This is a genomic window from Phenylobacterium sp. (assembly GCF_046291545.1).
GTDB lineage: Bacteria > Pseudomonadota > Alphaproteobacteria > Caulobacterales > Caulobacteraceae > Phenylobacterium.
The window spans coordinates 1103229-1122263 of sequence record NZ_JBKBSM010000001.1 but is presented as its reverse complement, the minus strand read 5'-3'; the positions used below and the strand labels follow the sequence as shown (position 1 = coordinate 1122263).

Below are 19035 nucleotides of genomic sequence, written 5' to 3'. Positions count from 1 at the left end.
CGGTTGAAATTGGTGACGAGCCCCGAGGCGCTGCATATTAGCAGCCGCAGCCATCGAGTGCTAACGCCGAGCGGGAGGTAGGCAAGGCCTCGTTCGGAGTCAAGCGAGCGGTCCGGGGAAATCCTGCGGACGCGAGCTGCGCCTCGGCGGGAACTACACCGTCAGGCCCGCGTTCGCACGAGAGATCGGGCGAGCGGGATCTTCAGCCATGGACCTACGCAACTTCCTTCGCAGGACGATGCGCGAGGGCGCGCTGCGGCTGCGCATTCCAGGGGCCACCCTGGACCTGGGCGATGGAACAGGGCCGCAGATCGCCGCCGCCTTGACCGATCCGGTCTGGTTCGCCCGCGTCGCCGCCCGGCCGGGGCTGGAGCTGGGCGAAGCCTACATGGCCGGCGCCCTGGTGATCGAGCAGGGCGACCTCTACGGCTTCTTGGACCTGCTGACCCGCAACATCCCGGCGCAGACACCCGCCGGGGGGCCGCTCGCCCGCTGGTGGAGCGACCTGCGGATGCAGGCCAACAGCCGGCGCGCCGCCCGGCGCAACGCGCGCAGCCACTACGACCTGTCGGTGGACTTCTATCGCCGGTTCCTGGACGACGACCTGCAGTACTCCTGCGCCTATTTCACCCAGCCGGACATGAGCCTGGAGGAGGCCCAGGCCGCCAAGAAGCGCCACATCGCCGCCAAGCTTCGGATCGAACAGGGTCATCGGGTGCTGGACATCGGCTGCGGGTGGGGCGGGCTGGCCCTCACCCTGGCCCGCGACCTGGGCGCCGAGGTCGACGGCGTCACCCTCTCGCCCGAACAGCTCGCCGTGGCGCAGGCGCGGGCGCGGGACGCAGGCGTCGCCGACAGGGCCCGCTTCCATCTCACCGACTATCGCGACGTACAGGGCCGCTACGACCGGATCGTCTCGGTCGGGATGTTCGAACACGTCGGGCGGCCGCACTACAAGGCCTATTTCGAAGCTGTCGCCGCCCGGCTCGCCGACGACGGGCTCGCCTTGGTGCACGCCATCGGACGCTCCGAAGGGCCAGGCGTAACCCAGCCCTGGGTCGCCCGCCGCATCTTCCCGGGCGGCTACATCCCCGCGCTGTCCGAGGTGCTGCCGGCGATCGAGCGCGCCGGCCTGATGGTCACGGACATCGAGATCCTGCGCCTGCACTACGCCGAGACGCTGCGGGCGTGGCGCGAGCGGTTCCTGACCCGCCGCTCCGAGGCCGCCGCCCTCTACGGCGAGCAGTTCTGCCGAATGTGGGAGTTCTATCTCGTGGTCAGCGAGCTGGCGTTCCGCCGACGCGGACACATGGTGTTCCAGATCCAGCTCGCGCGCCGCATCGAAGCGGCGCCGATCACCCGCGACTACATGTACAAGGCCGAGCAGGCCCTTGCCGGACCGCGGCGGATCGCAGCCTAAGGCGGCGCGCGAACTTTTCCTGGAGACGGCGGGCCTCCCTCGCTAGGGTCGCGCGACCTCGTTGAGTAAAGGATCTCCTAATGCGCCGAGCCCTTGCGATCGCCGCCCTCCTGACCCTGGCCGCAGGTTCGGCCGCCGCCGAGGCGTGGACGCCCTTCGCCGGCGATCCGGCGGCCCTGCAGTGGTTCTACGACGCCGACTACTCCTATCGCGACCAGCAGAGCGGCAAAGTCGTGGTGATGCAGGCGGTCTCCAAGCCCTCGGCGAAGATCGGCCCCTCGGGTCCCGGCAAGCCGGACGGCGTCGGCTCCATCGTCGCCCTGGACTGCGCACGCAAGACCGTGGTGCTGGTCTCCTCCTACAAGCCCGGCGTGGTCCCTGCGGAGGCCGACGGCTGGCGCGGCGAGAAGGGCAAGGCGGCGACCTCCGCAGACGACAAGGCCCTCATCGGCGCGGTCTGCCCGGGCGCGGCGGGCCTGCCGACGAAATAACGGCGGCCTGCGGCTGCGCAGGCCGTGGTCCTGGGTCGTCCAACCTCCAGGAAGGCAGGAAGTCCATGCTCGACCACATCGGCGTCACCGTCTCCGACCTCGCCGGCGCAAAGGCTTTCTACGATCGCGCCCTCGCCCCTCTCGGGATCGGGGTGATGATGCAGGTGACGCCCGAGGAGACCGGCGGCGCCGGCTTCCTCGGCTATGGATCGGAGGGAAAGCCCTACTTCTGGGTGGGCTCGGGCGGTCCTCCGACGGGAAGCCTGCACGTGGCCTTCACCGCCAGGGACCGGCCGTCGGTGGACGCCTTCTACGCAGCGGCGATTGCCGCCGGAGGGCGCGACAACGGGCCGCCGGGCGTGCGCGCCCACTATCATCCGAACTACTACGGCGCCTTCGTTCTCGACCCGGACGGCCACAACATCGAAGCGGTCTGCCACCTGCCCGCCTGAGCGTCCGAACCCCCGGACGAAAAAGAGTCTGCGGCCAAGGTCTGGAACCAAGGGCCGTCGCTCCCCATTTTTTCAGGCATGACACATTGGTGGAAACTAGCGCCCCCTATCCTCGTCCTCGCCATCGCCGTGGCCATCGTCCTGCTGGCCGGCACGCACGACGCCTTCGCCTGACGCGGACCAGCCCGGGCGGACGGCTCGGGGCCACTTGCGTTCTTCAGAGTCCATCGAGGCCCCGGCGGCGCCGTGAGGACGCCGCCGCCGGGCGCGAGGCTCAACGAATCCCGACGGGAACCCGCTCGGCGTCGCGTTCGGCCCGGATCTTCTGGGCCAGATCGCCGTATCTGGCGTACTCCATGCGGGCGATCGTCCGGTTGTGCACCTCGTCAGGCCCGTCGGCCAGGCGCAGGGTCCGCTGGTTGGCGTAGGCGCGGGCCAGGCCCGGGTCGGACGTCACCCCGGCTCCGCCGAAGGCCTGGATCGCGTCGTCGATCACCTGCAGGGCCATAGTCGGGGCCTGGACCTTGATCATCGCGATCTCGAGCCGGGCGACCTTGTTGCCGGCCTTGTCCATCATGTCGGCGGCCTTCAGGCACAGAAGCCGCGTCATCTCGATGTCGATGCGGGCGCGCGCCACCCGCTCCTCCCACACCGAATGCTCGGAGACGTACTTGCCGAAGGCTTTGCGGCTCATCAGCCGCTTGCACATCTTCTCCAGCGCCACTTCGGCCGCACCGATGGTGCGCATGCAGTGGTGGATCCGCCCGGGCCCGAGCCGCGCCTGGCTGATCTCGAATCCGCGGCCCTCGCCTAGGATCAGGCTGTCCTCCACGGGCACGCGCACGTTCTCCAGCACGACCTCGGCGTGGCCGTGCGGGGCGTCGTCGTAGCCGAACACCGGCAGCATGCGCACGACCCTGATGCCCGGCGCGTCCATCGGCACCAGCACCTGGCTCTGCTGCTGGTGGCTCGAGGCGTCGGGATTTGTCTTGCCCATGACGATCGCGACCTTGCAGCGCGGATCCCCGACGCCCGAAGACCACCACTTGCGCCCGTTGATCACGTAGTGGTCGCCGTCCCGGTCGATGCGGGTCTCGATGTTGGTGGCGTCGGATGACGCCACCGCGGGCTCGGTCATCAGGAAGGCCGAACGCACCTCGCCGTTCATCAGCGGGCGCAGCCAGCGGTCCTTCTGCGCGCGGGTGCCGAAGCGGTTCAGCACCTCCATGTTGCCGGTGTCCGGGGCCGAGCAATTGAACACCTCTGAGGCGAACTCGACGCGGCCGAACATTTCGGCGAGAGGCGCATATTCCAGATTGGTGAGTTGCAGTCCCTCGAACTCGAAGGTGTCGTCCACGTGCGGGTGCCCCGAGGACGGCGGCATGAACATGTTCCAGAGGCCGGCCGCCTTGGCCTTCTGCTTCAGTTCCTCGACGATGGGGATGACCTTCCAGCGCTCGCCCTCGGCCTGCTGGGCCTCGTAGGTGGGAACCGCGGGATAGATGTGCTCCTCCATGAAGGCGGCGACACGGGCGATCAGGTCCTTCTGACGCGGCGAATAGTCGAAATCCATGGCTGCAGCCTCCATTCAAACAAACGTTTGAACTCCTTGTGATCGCGATCGGCGAACAGTTGTTTGATTTTCGTCAAACTTGCGCTCATGGTCGCCTCGCCGCCAACGGATGCCGATCCGTCGGGGTTCCGGGCTCGCTCGGCGCGCCCACCTGCAAGCCGCTCCTTGGGAAGGAAACGAAGATGAGCATGACCGCGGAACGACCGGAATCGAGCTTCCAGCTCAACCCGCAGGACGAGCTGAACGACCTGCGGATGTCCGACAAGGCGATGCCCCTGCTCAAGAAGGTCAAGGAGTTCATCCGCGACGTCGTGGAGCCGATGAGCGAGGAGTTCCATCGCCTGGGCGAGGGCCGGCCTGACATCTGGCAATACGCGCCGGGCCAGCTCGAGGTGCTCGAAGCGGCCAAGGACAAGGCGAAGGCCGCCGGCCTGTGGAACTTCTTCCTGCCCAACGCGGAGTCCGGCGAAGGCCTTTCGAACCTCGACTACGCCTACATCGCCGTCGAGCTCGGCAAGAACCGCCTGGCGTCGGAGACGATGAACTGCGCCGCGCCCGACACCGGCAACATGGAAGTGCTGGAACGGGTGGGCACGCCCGAGCAGAAGGAAAAGTGGCTGAAGCCGCTGCTGGAAGGGAAAATCCGCTCGGCCTACTGCATGACCGAGCTGAACACCGCGAGCTCCGACGCCAAGAACATCGACACCCGCGCCGTCCGCGTCGGCGACGAGTACATCCTCAACGGCGAGAAGCACTACATCTCCGGCGCCGGCGATCCCCGCTGCAAGGTGATGATCACCATGGTCCGGACCGGCGAAGAGAACGCCCCGCCGCACCTGCAGCAGTCGCAGATCCTGGTGCCGCTGCCGACCGAAGGCGTGCGCATTGTTCAGGGCCAGCAGGTGTTCGGCGACCCTGACGCCCCCCACGGCCATATGCACATCATCTTCGACAACGCCCGCGTGCCGGCCTCGAACATGCTGCTCGGCGAGGGCCGCGGCTTCGAGATCAGCCAGCTGCGCCTGGGTCCGGGCCGCATCCACCACTGCATGCGCGCCATCGGCTCGGCTGAGAAGGCGCTGGACCTGATGGTGTCGCGCGGCCTCAGCCGCGTGGCCTTCGGCAAGCCGATCATCCAGCTGGGCGGCAACCTCGAGATCGTCAGCCGCGCGCGGATCGAGATCGAGGCCATGCGCCTGATGGTGCTCAAGGCCGCCAAGGCGATGGACGTCCTGGGCAACCAGGAAGCCCGCGTGTGGATCCACATGGTCAAGGCCATGGTGCCGGAACGGGTCTGCCAGATCATCGACCAGGCGATCCAGATGCACGGCGCCCTGGGCGTGTCGCAGCACACGCCTCTGGCGCGCATGTACGCCAACACCCGCACCCTGCGCATCGCCGACGGGCCGGACGAGGTTCACCACATGGTGGTCGGCCGCAACGAGCTGCGCCAGTACCGCGAAATGCCGCGCGATCCCGGCGAGACCTCGATCTTCCGCCACTGACGCGCGACCGGCCGCTCCTCGCGGGCGGCCGCATTGCGAATCCATTTCAGCCAAGGTCGGCCGCCGCCGACCTTGGCTTTTCTTTTGGCCGCGGTGTAAACGGTGGCGGTTTCGCATGGAAACGCCCGCCATCTTCCCGCCCAGCCCCGGCTGCGGCGATGACCCCGGCGCTCGCCCGCAGCGGCTTGCAGCGCCTCTTCCTTCCCGAGCGCGACGCTCTGTCGACCGGCGACCGCTGACGGCCTGTGTCCGTCTGCCGGGGCCGGCGACTCTTCCGGAGGATCGAAATGAGCATTCTCACCGCCCTGTTCGTCACCGCGGCGGCCTTCCTGACGGCGATGCTGTCCGGCGTCTTCGGCATGGCCGGCGGACTGGTGCTGATGGGGGCCCTGGCCCTGGTGCTGCCGGTCTCGGCGGCCTTCGTCACCCACGGGCTGCTGCAGATGGTTGCCAACGGCTGGCGTGCGATCATCCATGCACGGCACGTGCGCTGGAGCATCGTCGGCTTCTACGCCCTGGCGTCGCTGGCGGCGGGGATCGCCGTGGCCCTGGTCGCCTTCACCCCGTCCAAGCCCCTGCTCTACCTGATGCTCGGCCTCGTGCCCGGGCTGGTGTGGCTGCCGCAGGCGTCGCTGCGGCTTGACGCGGCCAAGCCGGCGCACGCCCTGGCCTCCGGCTTCCTGGTCACGGCGCTGAACCTGACGGCCGGAGTGGCCGGACCTCTGCTCGACATCTTCTTCGTGCGCACCGAGCTCACCCGTCACGGCATCGTGGCGACCAAGGCCGCGACCCAGGTGTTCAGCCACCTCGCCAAGATCCTGGTCTACGGCGCGCCCCTGCTGGCGAGCGGCGCCGGCGCGCTGCCGCCGTGGTGGATGTTCGCCATGGCCGTTCCGGTGTCGATGCTGGGCACCGTGGCCGGCGGGCGCATCCTGGAGCGGATGAGCGACGTCAACTTCAAGCGCTGGACCCGCTGGGTGGTGAGCGCCGTGGGCGCCGTCTACCTGGTCCAGGCGGCTCAGCTCCTCCTGGGCTAGGCCTAGCCCCGGCAAAAAAAGAGCCGCGGCCAATCCGGCGCGGCTCAAGGCAAATAGGGAGGAAACGCCCCAGAGGGGGCGAAGCTGAAATAGGTCGCCCCAAGCCGCCCGCAAGAGGGACGGATGCGCCGATCGCTTTTTTTTGGCGGCGCACGCCAAAAGGGGCGAGGACCGCGTCCCCCTCAGGCCCTGGCCAGGGTGCGCTCCATGCTGGCCGGAAAGAACACCTCGTCGGCGTGCTCTGCGACCTCCTGGGCGGTGTAGGGCCGGCCGGGCGTGAAGCCCGCCGTCTCCAGCATCTTGATCTCGCGGACCCCGCGCGAGGAGACGCCCAGCACCTTGCCCGTGTGATCGGCCGCCAGGTCGGAGACCATGTAGAGCACTCCCGGCGCGATGTTTTCCGGCAGGCTCATGGGGTCCGGCTCGCGGCCTTGCCGTCCGGGCAGGTCGGAGGTCATGCGGGTGAAGGCGCCGGGCGCCAGGCCCATCACGCGGATGCCGTACTTGCGCCCCTCGATCGAGAGCACCCGCATGAAGCCGTAGATGCCGGCCTTGGCGGCGCCGTAGTTCGACTGGCCGAAGTTGCCGTAGAGCCCGGAGGTCGAGGAGGTCATGACGATCACGCCCGGGCGGCCGTTGTCCTTCAGCCACTTCCACACCGGCATGGTGCAGCAGTAGGTCCCCTTCAGGTGCACCTTGACCACCAGGTCCCAGTCCGCCTCCGAGGTGTTGGCGAAGGTCTTGTCGCGCAGGATGCCGGCGTTGCAGACCAGGATGTCCACCTGGCCGAAGGCGTCCAGGGCGGTCTTCAGGATGTTCTCGCCGCCGGCCATGGTCGACACGTCGTCGCCGTTGGCCACCGCTCGTCCGCCGGCGGCGACGATCTCGTCGACCACCTTCTGCGCCGCAGCGCTCGAGCCGTCGCCGGAGCCGTCCCGCGCGCCGCCGAGGTCGTTGACCACCACGGCCGCGCCTTCCTTGGCGAACAGCTTGGCGTAGGCTTCGCCCAGGCCGCCGCCCGCGCCGGTGATGATGGCGACCTTGCCGTCCAGCAGTCCCATGTGTCGTCTCCCCAATGATCTAATCTATGGGGACATCTTTGGACCGGTACGCGGTCCTGACAAGCCGATCAGCCGACGCGGAACCTCAGGATCGGCCCGTCCCACGCCTGGGTGCGCACATCGACCTCCTCGATGTTCGACACCCGGGGATGCTCGGCGACGGCCAGGCGCCAGAACGCGAGGGCGGCCGTGTTCCGGCGGACGACGGCGGCCTCCCAAAGGCCCGGCCAGCGGCTGAAGATCTCCTGCGCCGCCCTGCGGCCGACGCCGGAGCGGCGATGCTTGCGCACCACGAAGAATTCGGCGACGCAGCGGTCCGCCGGCTGGCCGCTGTGGGCGTAGCGGTTCAGCAGCGCGAACCCCGCCAAGTGTCCGCCAGCGCGGATCAGCAGCGGGACGCGCCCCGGCTCGGCCCAGTAGGCGTCCAGCGGATAGGGCGCGAACCGCCCGTCGTCCTGCAGTTCGCCTCGCTCGGTCCCGGCCCAATGCTCCGAGAAGTCGTGGATGTAGAGCTGCATCATCTGCTCGATGGCGGGGCGCATGTGCGCCGCCGCCTCATCCACCTGCACGGTGCAGGCGCTCACGCCGTTTCTCCCCTGCCGCGCCTGGCCCGAAAGAAGCTCCGCAGCAGGTCGGCGCTCTCCTGCGCCAGCACCCCGCCGGTCACCTGGGGACGCCAGTGACAGGTCGGTTGTTCGAAGAAGCGTGGCCCGTGGACCACCGCCCCGCCCTTGGGGTCCTCCGCGCCGAAGACGACACGTCCGATTCGCGCGTGGCTGATCGCCCCAGCGCACATGGCGCAGGGCTCGAGCGTCACGACGAGGGTGAGGCCGGTCAGCCGGTAGTTGCCGAGCCTTCGCGCCGCCTCCCGCAGGGCGACGATCTCGGCGTGGGCCGTGGGATCGTGGGCGCCGATAGGGCCGTTCGCGCCGACCGCCACCACTTCGCCGGTGGACGGATCGACAATCGCGCAGCCGACCGGCGTCTCGCCTCGTGCGGCGGCGTCTTGCGCAGCTTCGAGGGCGATGCGCATGGTGCGAAGATCATGGTCCACGATCCCCAACGAACCGACGCGAGCGCTTCTGGTCAAGCCGAACGGGTGGCCAAGGCCCTGGCCCGAGCGGGCGTGGCCTCTCGCCGCGACGTCGAGCGCCTGATCGAAGCCGGCCGCGTGGCCCTGAACGGGCAGGTCCTGACGACCCCTGCCGTGAAGGTGGAGCCCGGCGACATCCTGACCGTGGATGGCCAGGTGGTGAACGAGGCCGAGCCCGTCCGCCTCTTCCGCTTCCACAAGCCGGTCGGCCTGGTGACCACCCACAAGGACCCGCAGGGCCGCCCCACGGTCTTCGACGCCCTGCCCGAGGGCCTTCCGCGCCTGATCTCCGTCGGCCGGCTGGACCTGAACACCGAGGGCCTGTTGCTGCTGACCAACGACGGGGGCCTCGCCCGCGCCCTGGAGATGCCGTCCAACGGGGTGATCCGCCGCTATCGCGCCCGCGCCCACGGCCGCATCACCCAGGAGCGGCTGGACCGGCTGAAGGACGGGATCACGGTGGAGGGCGTGCGCTACGGCTCGATCGACGCGAAGCTCGACAAGGCCAAGGAGGGACCGCAGGGCGCGAACCTCTGGATCACCCTGACCTTGAGCGAGGGCAAGAATCGCGAGGTGCGCCGGGTGCTGGAAGCGCTGGGCCTGAAGGTGAATCGGCTGATCCGACTGTCCTACGGCCCCTTCGCCCTGGGGACCCTGGAGAGCGGCCAGATCGAGGAGGTCGGGCCCCGCGTCATCCGCGAACAGCTCGCCCAGCACATCGCTCCCGAGAACCTGCCCAAGGGCGATCGGCCGCAATTCGCGGTCAAGGCGGCGCCGGGCAAGGCTCGTCGCTCGGCCGCCGAGCCGGGCCGCCGGAGCGAGCAGCCCGACGGTCTCGTCAGCCGCGCGCCCGAGGGCGAGCCCCGCAAGAAGGTCTACAAGGCCGGCTGGGCCAAGCCCAAACCCCCCGCCCGTCCGGCCCACGCCAAGGCCGGCGCGCGCAAGAAGCCTGCGGCCAAGACGGTGATCGGCCCCGGCGCGGCTAAAGCGCCTGGATCTCGGCCGGCGTCCGCGCGCCCCGCAGGGCCTCGCGGGCCGAAGACGTCCGCATCACCTCGAGGAACGAGCGGCGCTCGTCCGCCAGGCCCTCGCTCAGGGGGCGGTCCAAGGCGGCGCGGGTGAGGCGCTTGGCGTAGGCGATTCCCTCGGCGGGACGCGCCGCGAACTCGTCGGCGATCTCAAGCGCGCGGCCGAGCGGATCGGACGCCAGCTCGTGCACCAGGCCAAGGTCGTGCGCCCGGGCGCCGTCGACCGTCAGCCCACGGAGGATCATCTCCAGCGCCCGCGCCTCGCCGATGATCCGCGGCAGGCGCTGCGTGCCTCCACCGCCAGGAAAGATGCCGATGCGCGTTTCCGGCAGGCCGATCGCCGCCACGTCCGGCGAAGCGATCCGCAGGTCGCAATAGAGGGACAGCTCGAAGCCGCCGCCCATGCACAGTCCGTTGATGGCCGCGACCACCGGCTTGGGCGCCGCGGCGATCAGGTCCACAAGTTCAGGAAGCCGGGTTCGCGTGGCGGGGCTTCGCCGCCGGACGGCCCGGCCGGACCCGCGAGGGCGTCGCTCATGTCCGACAGCTCGGTGACGTCGTAATGGCGGATGAAGATCCCCGGCAGGCCGCCGGTGACGACGATGCAGCGCACGTCCGGGTCCTGCGCCGCCGCTGCGAGCGCCCCGTGCATCTTCGAGACGCCGGTCGCCGTCATCGTCCCGAACGGCGGATTGGCGTAGATCAACACGGCCGCGCCGCCGCGGCGCTCCACCGTCACCAGTCCCATCTGTTCCTCCCGCGCATCGCTTTGCGCGGGAGCTTGGAACGCGGCGCCCGGCGCGGCAAGGTCGTCGGCGATTCGAGGAGGGCGGCCTTGCGCATCGTTTCCGGCGACTTCCGCGGCAAGACCTTGGTCACGCCGCCCGGCGCGGCCACGCGGCCGACATCCGATCGCGCGCGCCAGGCGGTCTTCAACATTCTGGAGCACGCCCCCTGGTCCGACGGGGTGCGGGACAAGCGGGTGATCGACCTCTTCGCCGGTTCCGGTGCGCTGGGCCTTGAAGCGCTCTCGCGCGGCGCGGCCTTCTGCCTGTTCGTGGAGACCGACGAAGCGGCCCGGGGCGCTATCCGCGAGAACGTCGACGCCATGGGACTGTTCGGCCGGACCAGGGTGCATCGGCGCGATGCGACCGCGCTGGGGACAAGGCCGGGCGCCGACGGTCCGGCGTTCGAGCTGGCGTTCCTCGATCCGCCCTACGGCAAGGGGCTGGGCGAGACCGCGCTGGAGCGGCTCGCCGCCGGCGGCTGGCTCGCCCCCGGCGCGATGGTCATGTTCGAGCGCGGCGCCGGCGAGCCGCCATTCTCGGTAGAGGGATACGAGGTGCTGGACGCGCGCGACTACGGCGCCGCGCGCGTCCATTTCCTGCGCTGGTCACCAGCCTCGGCTTGAGACGCGGTTGTCCAGCTGGCTGCGCAGGTTGACGAGGCCCTCGCGGGTGATCGCATAGGGGCCGCCGCCGCGGCTGGCGATCAGTCGCTTGCGCTTCAGGCTCTTGAAGACGTCGATGTCGCAGTCGCTCAGGCGCCACCCGTCCCGGGTGATGCACTCGGCGAGCACGACGGCGCCCTTTTCGTTGCGTTCGACGACGATGCGTCCGCCCTGCGCCAGGGCGTGCAGCGTACGCTGCTGGGGTTTGGAGATGTTCAAGGCGTAGTCCGGATTCAGGCATGACGAATCGCGCCCACGCGTGGGCGCGGACGGCCAAGGGCCCAAAGCCGCGGAAATGGGGACTCCGGCTCGGCTGTTAGGCCCGGGTCCCCGGAACAAGCTCAGACATCGACGCCTCGCTGATCTGACGGGGCGATCCTACAGCGAAGCCGTACCGCTGCAACCCGCTGGGGCGCCAAAGCCTAGATTCAGATATTCCAAGCATTTTCGACAGTATGACAGTTTCGCGACAAATATACGCAGGTCATAGACGGACTTATTTCTGCGCAGGGCAAGTATCTTTCACCATCCATTAGGAGCGCTTCGGCTAGCAGTCCCCCCAGCAGGGGATCTCATGCACGCCACGCTTCTCGACCTCGCCCAGTCGATTGCGCCGATCGCGCCGACTCTGCCAGGCCAGCGGGTCTACGACCGCTTCCAGGCCGAGCCCGACACCTTGGCGATTGCGGTGGTCGACGAGGAGGGCCGCCCGCTCGGCCTGGTGGAGCGCAACGCCTTCTTCGTGGCGATGGCGGCCCAGTACGGCCGCGCGCTTTACGCCCTGCGTCCCATCTCCCTGCTGATGAGCAAGGATCCGCTGATCGTGGAAGGCGACCGGTCGGTGGCGGAGTTCTGCGGGCAGGCCCTGGCCGAGCGTCCCTCCGAGCTGCTGCGCGGCTTCATCGTCACCCAGGGCGGACGTTATGCCGGCGTGGCGAGCGCCCTGTCGCTGCTGCAGGCCACCAGCGAATCCAACCGCGCCCACGCCGAGGAAATGACCCGCCTCGCCGAGACGCTGGATGCGGCCACCCGCCAGGCCCAGGCCGCCCTCGCCGCTAAGTCCCAGTTCCTGGCGGTGATGAGCCACGAGATCCGGACGCCGCTGAACGGCGTGCTGGCCGTGGCGGACATCCTGCAGCGCAAGCTCACCCAGCCCGAACTCTCCGCCTACGTCCACACCATCCAGGATTCCGGCCAGACCTTGCTGCGCCTGCTGACCGACGCGCTGGACCTGTCCCGCGCGGAGGCCGGACGCCTTGAACTGGCCGAGGAGCCGTTCAGCGTGCCGCGCCTGCTGGAGGACGTCGCCGCTCTGTGGACCGCGCGGGCCGAGCAGAAGGGCTTGCGGCTGTCGCTGGCCTACGACGGGGCCGCCGACCAGTGGGCGCTGGGTGACGAGGTCCGCATCAAGCAGGTGCTGAACAACCTGATCGGCAACGCCCTGAAGTTCACCGACGCCGGCGGCGTCGAGGTGCACCTGGCGGCCCGCCGCGATGACCAGCACGTTGCGATCGAGGGTTCGGTCGCCGACACCGGCGTCGGCGTTCCGGACGACCTGCTGTCGTCGATCTTCCAGCCGTTCAGCCAGACCGAGGCCGGACAGCGCCAGGGCGGCGCAGGGCTGGGACTCTCGATCTGCCGCGAGATCGTCGAGCGCATGGGCGGGACGATCATGGCCGCCGCCAACCCCGGCGGCGGCACGGTGTTCCGCTTCGGCTTCCCCCTGTTCGACGTCCCCGCCCCGCGGGCCGGGGACAGCGAGATGGAACCCCATGTGCTCGCTCCCGCCGCCGAGGCCGAACTGCGGGTGCTGATCGCCGACGACAACGCCACCAACCGGCTCGTGGCCGAGACGCTGTGCAGCATGTTCGGCTGCACGAGCGAGAGCGTCGAGGATGGGGAACAGGCGGTGGCCGCAGCGCGCAGCGGCCGATTCGACCTGATCCTGATGGACATCAAGATGCCGAACCTGGACGGGGTGGCCGCCACCCGCCGGATCCGCGGACTGGAAGGCGCCGCCGCGGAGGTGCCGATCCTGGCGCTGACCGCCAACGCCGACCCGTGGGACGCGGCCAGCTACATGGCCCAGGGCATGGACGGGGTCGTCGAAAAGCCGATCAAGGCCGAACGGCTCCTGGAGGCCATGAACGCCGCACTGGCCTCAAGCCGCCGGGCGGCGGCGTAGCGGCTCGGCTACTCGTCGAACAGGTCGGGCGTGGAGGGCGGCGCAGCGCGGGGCGGCTCGGCCAGCCCCAGGTGCGCATAGGCCTTGGCGCAGGCGACGCGGCCGCGCGGGGTGCGCTGGATGAAGCCCTGCTGCATCAGGAACGGCTCGATCACATCCTCCACCGCATCGCGCGCCTCGGCGATGGCGTAGGCGATGGTCTCGACCCCGGCGGGGCCGCCGCCGTAGTTCTCGATCAGCGCCCGCAGATAGCGGCGATCCAGGCTGTCGAGCCCGGCCTCGTCCACCTCCAGCCGCGCCAGGGCGCGGGCCGCGACCGGGCGATCGATGACGCCGGCCCCCTCGGCGGCGGCGAAGTCGCGCACGCGGCGCAGGAGCCGCCCGGCCACCCGCGGCGTGCCGCGGGCCCGCGCGGCGATCTCGGCCGCGCCGTCGGCGGCCAGGTTCAGCCCCATGCGCGAGGCGCCGTGGGCGAGCACCCGCTGCAGCTCGGCCGGCGTATAGAACTCCAGGCGGATGGGAATGCCGAAGCGGTCGCGCAGCGGCGTCGCCAGGAGCCCGGCGCGGGTGGTCGCCGCCACCAGGGTGAAGGGCGCCAGATCGATGCGGATCGAGCGGGCCGAGGGCCCCTCGCCGATCACCAGGTCCAGCACGTGGTCCTCCATGGCCGGATAGAGAATCTCCTCCACGTTGGCCGCAAGGCGGTGGATCTCGTCGATGAACAGGACGTCGTTCGGCTCGAGGTTGGTGAGGATGGCCGCCAGGTCGCCGGCCTTGGCCAGGACCGGGCCGGACGTGGCGCGGAAGTTGACGCCCAGTTCGCGGGCGAGGATCTGGGCCAGGGTGGTCTTGCCCAGCCCCGGCGGCCCGAACAGCAGCACGTGGTCGAGCGCCTCGCCTCGGGACCTGGCCCCTTCGATGAACACCCGCAGGTTGGCCTTGGATTGCTCCTGGCCGACGAACTCGGCGAGCGTCTGGGGCCGCAACGCCCGGTCCGCGCCCTCGAACGGCGCGGGTTCCCCCGACACGAGGCGGCTCACCGCCCCAGCTCCTGCAGGCCGGCCTTGATCAGCGCCTGCACCTCGGCGTCCTCACCCAGGCGGAGGGTGGCCTGATCCACGACCCGCCGCGCGTTCACCTCGGCCACCCCAAGCCCCATGAGGGCGGCCACGGCCTCGCCCGAAGCCGACGGTCGGGCCGGCTCGGCCGGCAAGGGCGCGGGCTGGAAAGCGGCCACCGGGCCGTCGGTGATCGGTTTGCCCTTCAGTTCGGCGACGATGCGTTGGGCGAGCTTGGGCCCAACCCCCTGGGCGCGGGCCACGGCCGCCTTGTCGTCCCGCGCCGCGGCGGCGGCGAGATCGGCCGGCGGCAGCACGTCCAGGACGGCCAGGGCCGCCTTGGGCCCGACCCCCTGGATCGCCTGAAGAAGCACGAAGGCGCGTCGCTCGCTCCGCTCGAGGAAGCCGTAGAGCCGCGGCCCCGTCGCCTCGGCCCACTGGTGCTCGAGGTGGATGACCGTCTCCTCCCCCACCGGCGGCAGGCGCGAGAGCGTGCGTGCACCGCACCGCACAACATAGCCGACGCCCATGACGTCTATCAGGGCGTCCTCCTCGCCGACCTCGGCGACCACGCCGCGCAGCCGGCCGATCATGCGACCCGGCCCAGGCGGCGCGCCTTGCGGGCATGGGCGTGCGCGATCGCAACAGCGAGGGCGTCGGCCGCGTCGGCGGTGGTTTCGCCGGCCGTGGGCAACAGGCGGCGGATCATGAAGCCGACCTGGGCCTTGTCTGCGCCGCCGGTCCCGACGACCGATTTCTTGACCACGGTGGCCGCATATTCCGCCACCGGCAGCCCGGCGCGAGCCGGGGCGATCAAGGCGGCGGCGCGCGCGTGGCCGAGCTTCAGGGCCGAGGCGGCGTTGTTGTTCATGAAGGTCTCCTCCACGGCCGCCTCGTGGGGCGCGTGGGCTTCGATGACCTCGCACAGGGCGTCGAACAGCACCAGCAGACGCTCGGCGAAGGGGGCGCTGTCCTTGGGCGCGATCACCCCATGGGCCACGTGGACCAGGCGCGCGCCGTCCACCACGATCACGCCCCAGCCTGTGCGGCGGAGGCCGGGGTCGAGTCCGAGAATGCGCAAGGGAGCGGAAGGAATCACCGGCCGTTCGTCATCTGTTCCTGCTTAGGGGTACAGGAAGCGGCGAGGGTTAAGCAATCTTGAAGACACGGGCCTCAGCGCCAGAATCGGAACGCCTCCCACCCGGCGCGCACGGCGTGGATCGGCGCGTCGAGGCTCTCGGAGATCACGAACGCTGCGCCGAACAGCAAGGCCGCCGCGCCGGGCAGCAGGAACAGAAGGCCCAGAAACGCGATGACGGCTAGGCCCTCGATCGGCGCAAGCGCACGGGCCACCGCGCCCGGCAGCCAGGGCCGGATAGCGCCGTAGCCGTCGAAGCCGGGAATGGGCGCGAGGTTCAGCACCAGGGCGGTGGCCTGAAGGAACGCCAGGAACGCCAGGGCGTCGTAGAGCGCGGTGCTGGCGCCGGCCGCCAGCGGCATGGCGCGGGTCAGGACGATCAGCACGACCAGCGTGCCGAACGGTCCGGCCAGGGAGGCGAGCGATCGCCACGCGCGGCTGCGCATCAGGTCCTCTCGCAGATAGACCGCTCCCCCCGGAAAGCCGATCCCGCCGAGGGCGAGGGCGATCAGCGGGATCACGATCGACACGCCGAGGTCGGTGTAGCGGCGCGGGTCGAAGGACAGGTAACCCTTGGCGCGCACGGAATGGTCGCCCGCCACGTAGGCGGTCAGGGCGTGGCCGAATTCATGCACCGCCACCGCCAGCACCCAGCCGACCATCACGAACGCGAAGGTCAGGACGCCCGTGAACTGCGGCCAGCGCACAAGCGCCGCGCCGAGGCTCAGCCAGGCCAGCAGCAGCAGCGGACCGGCCAGGCTGGACGATGCTGGGGCGGTGTCTTGCGGCGTGTCCAAGAAGCCTCGCAGAAGGTGAAAGCCGGCGCCGGCTCAGGTTGTGGTGGCGCCGGAGGCATGACTCGCCGACTGTGCTGGGCGACAAGCTTGAGAACAAGGACGCGCCATGCCCGCCACGACGAACCACACTTCCGTCGAGGATCTCAATCGCGCCAACGTCGGAAAGCTCCCCGAGCATATCGGGCTTCGGATCACGGAAGTCGAGGACGGCGGGGTGATCGGACGCTTCGAGGCGCGGCCGGATCTCGTGGCCCACACGGGGTTTCTCCTGGCCGGCTCCGTGCTCAGCATCGCCGACATCCTTTGCGCCTACGGCGTCTCCACCGTATGGCCGGAGGGTGCGAGCGGCTTCACGACGGCCGAAGTCAAATGCAACTTCGTCGGCACCCTGCGGGAAGGGGAGGTGGAGGTGGAAGCCAAGCTCCTCCACGGGGGCCGGACCACTCAGGTGTGGGACGCCTGGGTTCGGGACGCCGCCAGCGGCCGGCTGATGGCGGCCTTCCGCTGCACCCAGGTGATCCTCTACCCGCGCTGACGGCTGAGCCTCAGTCGTTGCGGGGCGCCAGATCGAACGAGACGATGTCCGGATCGTCCCTCAGGCCCTCGGCCAGACGGCGCGCGGCCTCGCGCACGCGGCCGCGAAGGGAGCCGTTGAGCTCCAGAGCGGCGCCCTCGCCGCTCATGGCGTAGCCGAGCCGGCCGACGTGCAGGCCGATGCCCTCGGCCAGCGCCCGCAGGCGGGCCTCGGGATCGGTGGCTTCGCGGCGATACCGGATGGTGACGTCCAGGTGCTCCACCTGCGGCAGCCAGGCCGCGCTCAGCCGCAGCGCCGCCAGGATCAGCACGGTGGCCGCCGTTCCGCCGATCGCCAGCCCGAACACTCCGGCGCCGAACAGCACGCCGATGGCGGAGGTGATCCACAGAGAGGCCGCGGTCGTCATTCCGTACACGGAAAGACCTTGCCGCAGGATGACGCCGCCGCACAGGAAGCCGACGCCGGTGAGGATGCCGTGCGCCATCCGCACGGGATCGATGCGCAGCACGTCGTACGGCAAGTCGCCCAACCAATGCGTCTGGCGCCCGGCCGCCAGCATCAGGAGCGCCGAGGCCAGGCTCACCAGGATGTGGGTGCGGAAGCCGGCGGCGTGCCCCCGGTACTCCCGCTCCATGCCCACCAGTCCGCCGGCGACGATCGCGCCGAGCATGGCCAGGCCGTTGAGTGAGATCCAGTCCTCGATCATTCCCCGGTCCGTTCGGCTCCAGGCAATCGCCCAGACGGCGTGGACAGTCTCAGTGGATCGTGGCCGGCCCCGCCCCTGCGGAGCGGCGAGCCGCGGCGGCGGCGGCCAGCCACGCGGACGTTCCCGCCCGGCTGGCCGCGGGGGTCGCCACCTGGCGGGCGCTGAGGGCGAACGCCGCGCCTGTCGCCAGGGCGGCCGCCGAAAGGGTCAGATCCCCGCCCAGGCGGCGGGTTCCCCAGGCCGTCCAGGCGGCGGCGAGCATCTGGACGGCGCCCCAAAGGCCGAGCGCCCGCGTGCGCTGCGGACTGCGCGGAGCGCTCCACACCCTGAGCCCCTGGGCGGTCAGGGCCAGCAGCGCCGGGGGCCACAGGATGCTCACCAGCGAAGCCATTCGGCCGGGCTCTTCGGGCTCTGCGTCCCCCTCGGCCTCCCGCGCCTCGCGTCGCGCCTCGCCGGCGCCGGCCAGAGCCGAACAGGCGAGCACGCCGCCCGCCAGGGCCAATCCGATCAGGATGTGCCCGAACGGCCCTTGGTCCTCACGTTGGGAGGGGATCTGGATCTCTTTGGTCATGCGGCGCGTCCCACCTTAACCAGGAAACCCCGGGGTGAGCCGCCGGTTCCGCCGTCCGGCCTAGGAGTCGCCGCCTTCCAGCTCGCCCAGGGCGCTCTGCAGGTAGTTCTGCTCGCCGAGCGAGCGCACCAGCGACAGTTGCGTCTCCAGGAAGTCGATGTGCTCTTCGGTGTCGGTCAGGATCTCGCGCACGATCTGGCGGGTGACGAAGTCGGCGGACTGTTCGGCGAGCTTGATGAGCTCGATCTGATCCACGCGGCCGGCCACCTCGACCGAGAGGTCGGCGGCCAGGCATTCGGGCACGCTCTCGCCGATCTTAAGCTTGTGCAGGTCCTGCAGGTTGGGCAGGCCGTCGAGGAACAGGATCCGCTTGATCAGCTTGTCGGCGTGTTTCATCTCGCCGATCGACTCGTCGTAGGTGATCTTGCCAAGGCGTTTGAAGCCCCAGTTCTCGTACATCCTGGCGTGCAGGAAGTACTGGTTCACCGCGGTCAGCTCATTGGTGAGCACGGCGTTCAGCAGCCGAATGATCGCCTTGTCGCCTTGCATCGCACACCTCGTCAGGATCCAACGGGCGCACCCTCGGTTGAGCCCGGCGGAGTGTCAAAAGCTTTGTTTGCAAGTGATTGGCGCTTGCCCTGCCGGACCGCGCCGACACCTCACTCGGCCGCGAAGCGCAGGACTTCGGCCTGCTCGTCGATCATCTCGCGCATTTCGCAGACGCAGCGCGCGCACTGCGGACGCGCGTCGCAATGCTTGAAGACCTCGGCCGGACGACCGGCCCCCGCCTCGATCGCCGCGCGCACGTCGCGCTCGCGAATGCCATTGCAGTTGCAGACGTACACGCCGACCTGGTCCCCAGATGATGACGCCACCTATCTACCAGATGACATCGACTTTGCAACTCGTTCGCATCAATCCGCCGCGCGACCCTA

23 protein-coding genes and 1 pseudogene are annotated in these 19035 nt (G+C 69.8%); 9 read left to right on the top strand and 15 right to left on the bottom strand.

The window, feature by feature from the left end; genetic code table 11:
• Positions 1–208: 208 nt before the first annotated feature.
• The 3 genes from ACK4YQ_RS05570 to ACK4YQ_RS05560 all read left to right on the top strand — a co-directional run bounded on the left by ACK4YQ_RS05570 (position 209) and on the right by ACK4YQ_RS05560 (position 2363).
• Positions 209–1420: a class I SAM-dependent methyltransferase gene (locus tag ACK4YQ_RS05570; RefSeq protein ID WP_409609105.1), complete on the top strand. Its 1212-nt coding sequence runs from the start codon at positions 209–211 to the stop codon at positions 1418–1420.
• Positions 1421–1500: 80 nt separating this feature from the next.
• Entirely contained in the window at positions 1501–1911 is a 411-nt protein-coding gene (locus ACK4YQ_RS05565; protein ID WP_409609103.1) for a hypothetical protein, read from the top strand.
• Positions 1912–1976: 65 nt separating this feature from the next.
• Positions 1977–2363 (top strand): VOC family protein, encoded by a 387-nt coding sequence (locus ACK4YQ_RS05560; protein WP_409609101.1) that lies wholly within the window; start codon positions 1977–1979, stop codon positions 2361–2363.
• 274 nt (positions 2364–2637) lie between these two features.
• On the opposite strand, the gene ACK4YQ_RS05555 is transcribed toward ACK4YQ_RS05560, so the two are convergent.
• Positions 2638–3936, bottom strand: coding sequence for an acyl-CoA dehydrogenase family protein (locus ACK4YQ_RS05555; protein ID WP_409609099.1), 1299 nt, complete (start codon positions 3934–3936; stop codon positions 2638–2640).
• A gap of 182 nt (positions 3937–4118) precedes the next feature.
• Between ACK4YQ_RS05555 and ACK4YQ_RS05550 the strand changes: the two genes are divergently transcribed.
• Both ACK4YQ_RS05550 and ACK4YQ_RS05545 read left to right on the top strand, forming a co-directional pair.
• The gene (locus ACK4YQ_RS05550) at positions 4119–5441 is read left to right on the top strand and encodes an acyl-CoA dehydrogenase family protein (protein WP_409609097.1); all 1323 of its coding nucleotides are present in this window, start codon (positions 4119–4121) and stop codon (positions 5439–5441) included.
• A gap of 287 nt (positions 5442–5728) precedes the next feature.
• On the top strand, positions 5729–6478 hold the full coding sequence (locus ACK4YQ_RS05545; protein WP_409609095.1) for a TSUP family transporter: 750 nt from the start codon (positions 5729–5731) through the stop codon (positions 6476–6478).
• 182 nt (positions 6479–6660) lie between these two features.
• Here ACK4YQ_RS05545 and ACK4YQ_RS05540 read toward each other — a convergent pair whose 3' ends face one another.
• The 3 genes from ACK4YQ_RS05540 to tadA all read right to left on the bottom strand — a co-directional run bounded on the left by ACK4YQ_RS05540 (position 6661) and on the right by tadA (position 8572).
• Positions 6661–7539, bottom strand: a complete 879-nt coding sequence (locus ACK4YQ_RS05540; RefSeq protein WP_409609093.1) for an SDR family NAD(P)-dependent oxidoreductase — start codon at positions 7537–7539, stop codon at positions 6661–6663.
• 68 nt (positions 7540–7607) lie between these two features.
• Positions 7608–8123 (bottom strand): GNAT family N-acetyltransferase, encoded by a 516-nt coding sequence (locus ACK4YQ_RS05535; protein ID WP_409609091.1) that lies wholly within the window; start codon positions 8121–8123, stop codon positions 7608–7610.
• Positions 8120–8572 carry a tRNA adenosine(34) deaminase TadA gene (gene tadA, locus ACK4YQ_RS05530; RefSeq protein ID WP_409609534.1) on the bottom strand — a complete coding sequence of 151 codons (453 nt, stop codon included), beginning with the start codon at positions 8570–8572 and terminating at the stop codon, positions 8120–8122. Before tadA ends, ACK4YQ_RS05535 begins: the two co-directional genes overlap by 4 nt.
• A gap of 12 nt (positions 8573–8584) precedes the next feature.
• Between tadA and ACK4YQ_RS05525 the strand changes: the two are divergent.
• A pseudogene (locus ACK4YQ_RS05525) lies at positions 8585–9301 on the top strand (pseudouridine synthase); the annotation flags it as partial.
• Between the two features lie 313 nt (positions 9302–9614).
• Here the strand turns inward: ACK4YQ_RS05525 and ACK4YQ_RS05520 are convergent.
• Positions 9615–10121, bottom strand: a complete 507-nt coding sequence (locus ACK4YQ_RS05520; protein WP_409609089.1) for an enoyl-CoA hydratase/isomerase family protein — start codon at positions 10119–10121, stop codon at positions 9615–9617.
• Positions 10112–10408: a hypothetical protein gene (locus ACK4YQ_RS05515; protein WP_409609087.1), complete on the bottom strand. Its 297-nt coding sequence runs from the start codon at positions 10406–10408 to the stop codon at positions 10112–10114. Before ACK4YQ_RS05515 ends, ACK4YQ_RS05520 begins: the two co-directional genes overlap by 10 nt.
• A gap of 87 nt (positions 10409–10495) precedes the next feature.
• On the opposite strand from ACK4YQ_RS05515, the gene rsmD reads away from it, so the two are divergent.
• Positions 10496–11071 (top strand): 16S rRNA (guanine(966)-N(2))-methyltransferase RsmD, encoded by a 576-nt coding sequence (gene rsmD / locus ACK4YQ_RS05510; RefSeq protein WP_409609085.1) that lies wholly within the window; start codon positions 10496–10498, stop codon positions 11069–11071.
• Here rsmD and ACK4YQ_RS05505 read toward each other — a convergent pair.
• Positions 11054–11329 (bottom strand): YjhX family toxin, encoded by a 276-nt coding sequence (locus tag ACK4YQ_RS05505; protein WP_409609083.1) that lies wholly within the window; start codon positions 11327–11329, stop codon positions 11054–11056. The genes rsmD and ACK4YQ_RS05505 overlap by 18 nt on opposite strands.
• A 355-nt stretch (positions 11330–11684) precedes the next feature.
• Here ACK4YQ_RS05505 and ACK4YQ_RS05500 point away from each other — a divergent pair, with 355 nt between their 5' ends.
• A complete protein-coding gene (locus ACK4YQ_RS05500) occupies positions 11685–13295 on the top strand; it encodes an ATP-binding protein (protein ID WP_409609081.1) in 1611 nt (536 codons plus the stop codon).
• 8 nt (positions 13296–13303) lie between these two features.
• Here the strand turns inward: ACK4YQ_RS05500 and ruvB are convergent, their stop codons facing one another.
• The 4 genes from ruvB to ACK4YQ_RS05480 form a co-directional block, all read right to left on the bottom strand.
• Entirely contained in the window at positions 13304–14335 is a 1032-nt protein-coding gene (gene ruvB / locus ACK4YQ_RS05495) for a Holliday junction branch migration DNA helicase RuvB (RefSeq protein ID WP_409609079.1), read from the bottom strand.
• Positions 14332–14946 (bottom strand): Holliday junction branch migration protein RuvA, encoded by a 615-nt coding sequence (gene ruvA, locus ACK4YQ_RS05490; protein WP_409609077.1) that lies wholly within the window; start codon positions 14944–14946, stop codon positions 14332–14334. Before ruvA ends, ruvB begins: the two co-directional genes overlap by 4 nt.
• Positions 14943–15449 carry a crossover junction endodeoxyribonuclease RuvC gene (gene ruvC / locus ACK4YQ_RS05485; protein WP_409609532.1) on the bottom strand — a complete coding sequence of 169 codons (507 nt, stop codon included), beginning with the start codon at positions 15447–15449 and terminating at the stop codon, positions 14943–14945. Before ruvC ends, ruvA begins: the two co-directional genes overlap by 4 nt.
• Before the next feature lie 77 nt (positions 15450–15526).
• The gene (locus ACK4YQ_RS05480; RefSeq protein WP_409609075.1) at positions 15527–16288 is read right to left on the bottom strand and encodes a site-2 protease family protein; all 762 of its coding nucleotides are present in this window, start codon (positions 16286–16288) and stop codon (positions 15527–15529) included.
• Between the two features lie 106 nt (positions 16289–16394).
• Between ACK4YQ_RS05480 and ACK4YQ_RS05475 the strand changes: the two genes are divergently transcribed.
• Positions 16395–16823 carry a PaaI family thioesterase gene (locus tag ACK4YQ_RS05475; protein WP_409609073.1) on the top strand — a complete coding sequence of 143 codons (429 nt, stop codon included), beginning with the start codon at positions 16395–16397 and terminating at the stop codon, positions 16821–16823.
• A gap of 10 nt (positions 16824–16833) precedes the next feature.
• On the opposite strand, the gene ACK4YQ_RS05470 is transcribed toward ACK4YQ_RS05475, so the two are convergent.
• From ACK4YQ_RS05470 to ACK4YQ_RS05455, 4 genes are all read right to left on the bottom strand, one after another.
• Positions 16834–17529, bottom strand: coding sequence for an MgtC/SapB family protein (locus tag ACK4YQ_RS05470; RefSeq protein WP_409609071.1), 696 nt, complete (start codon positions 17527–17529; stop codon positions 16834–16836).
• Between the two features lie 49 nt (positions 17530–17578).
• The gene (locus ACK4YQ_RS05465; protein ID WP_409609069.1) at positions 17579–18100 is read right to left on the bottom strand and encodes a tryptophan-rich sensory protein; all 522 of its coding nucleotides are present in this window, start codon (positions 18098–18100) and stop codon (positions 17579–17581) included.
• A gap of 60 nt (positions 18101–18160) precedes the next feature.
• On the bottom strand, positions 18161–18649 hold the full coding sequence (gene bfr / locus ACK4YQ_RS05460) for a bacterioferritin (protein WP_409609067.1): 489 nt from the start codon (positions 18647–18649) through the stop codon (positions 18161–18163).
• Positions 18650–18759: 110 nt separating this feature from the next.
• A complete protein-coding gene (locus tag ACK4YQ_RS05455; RefSeq protein ID WP_409609530.1) occupies positions 18760–18945 on the bottom strand; it encodes a bacterioferritin-associated ferredoxin in 186 nt (61 codons plus the stop codon).
• Positions 18946–19035: the final 90 nt, after the last annotated feature.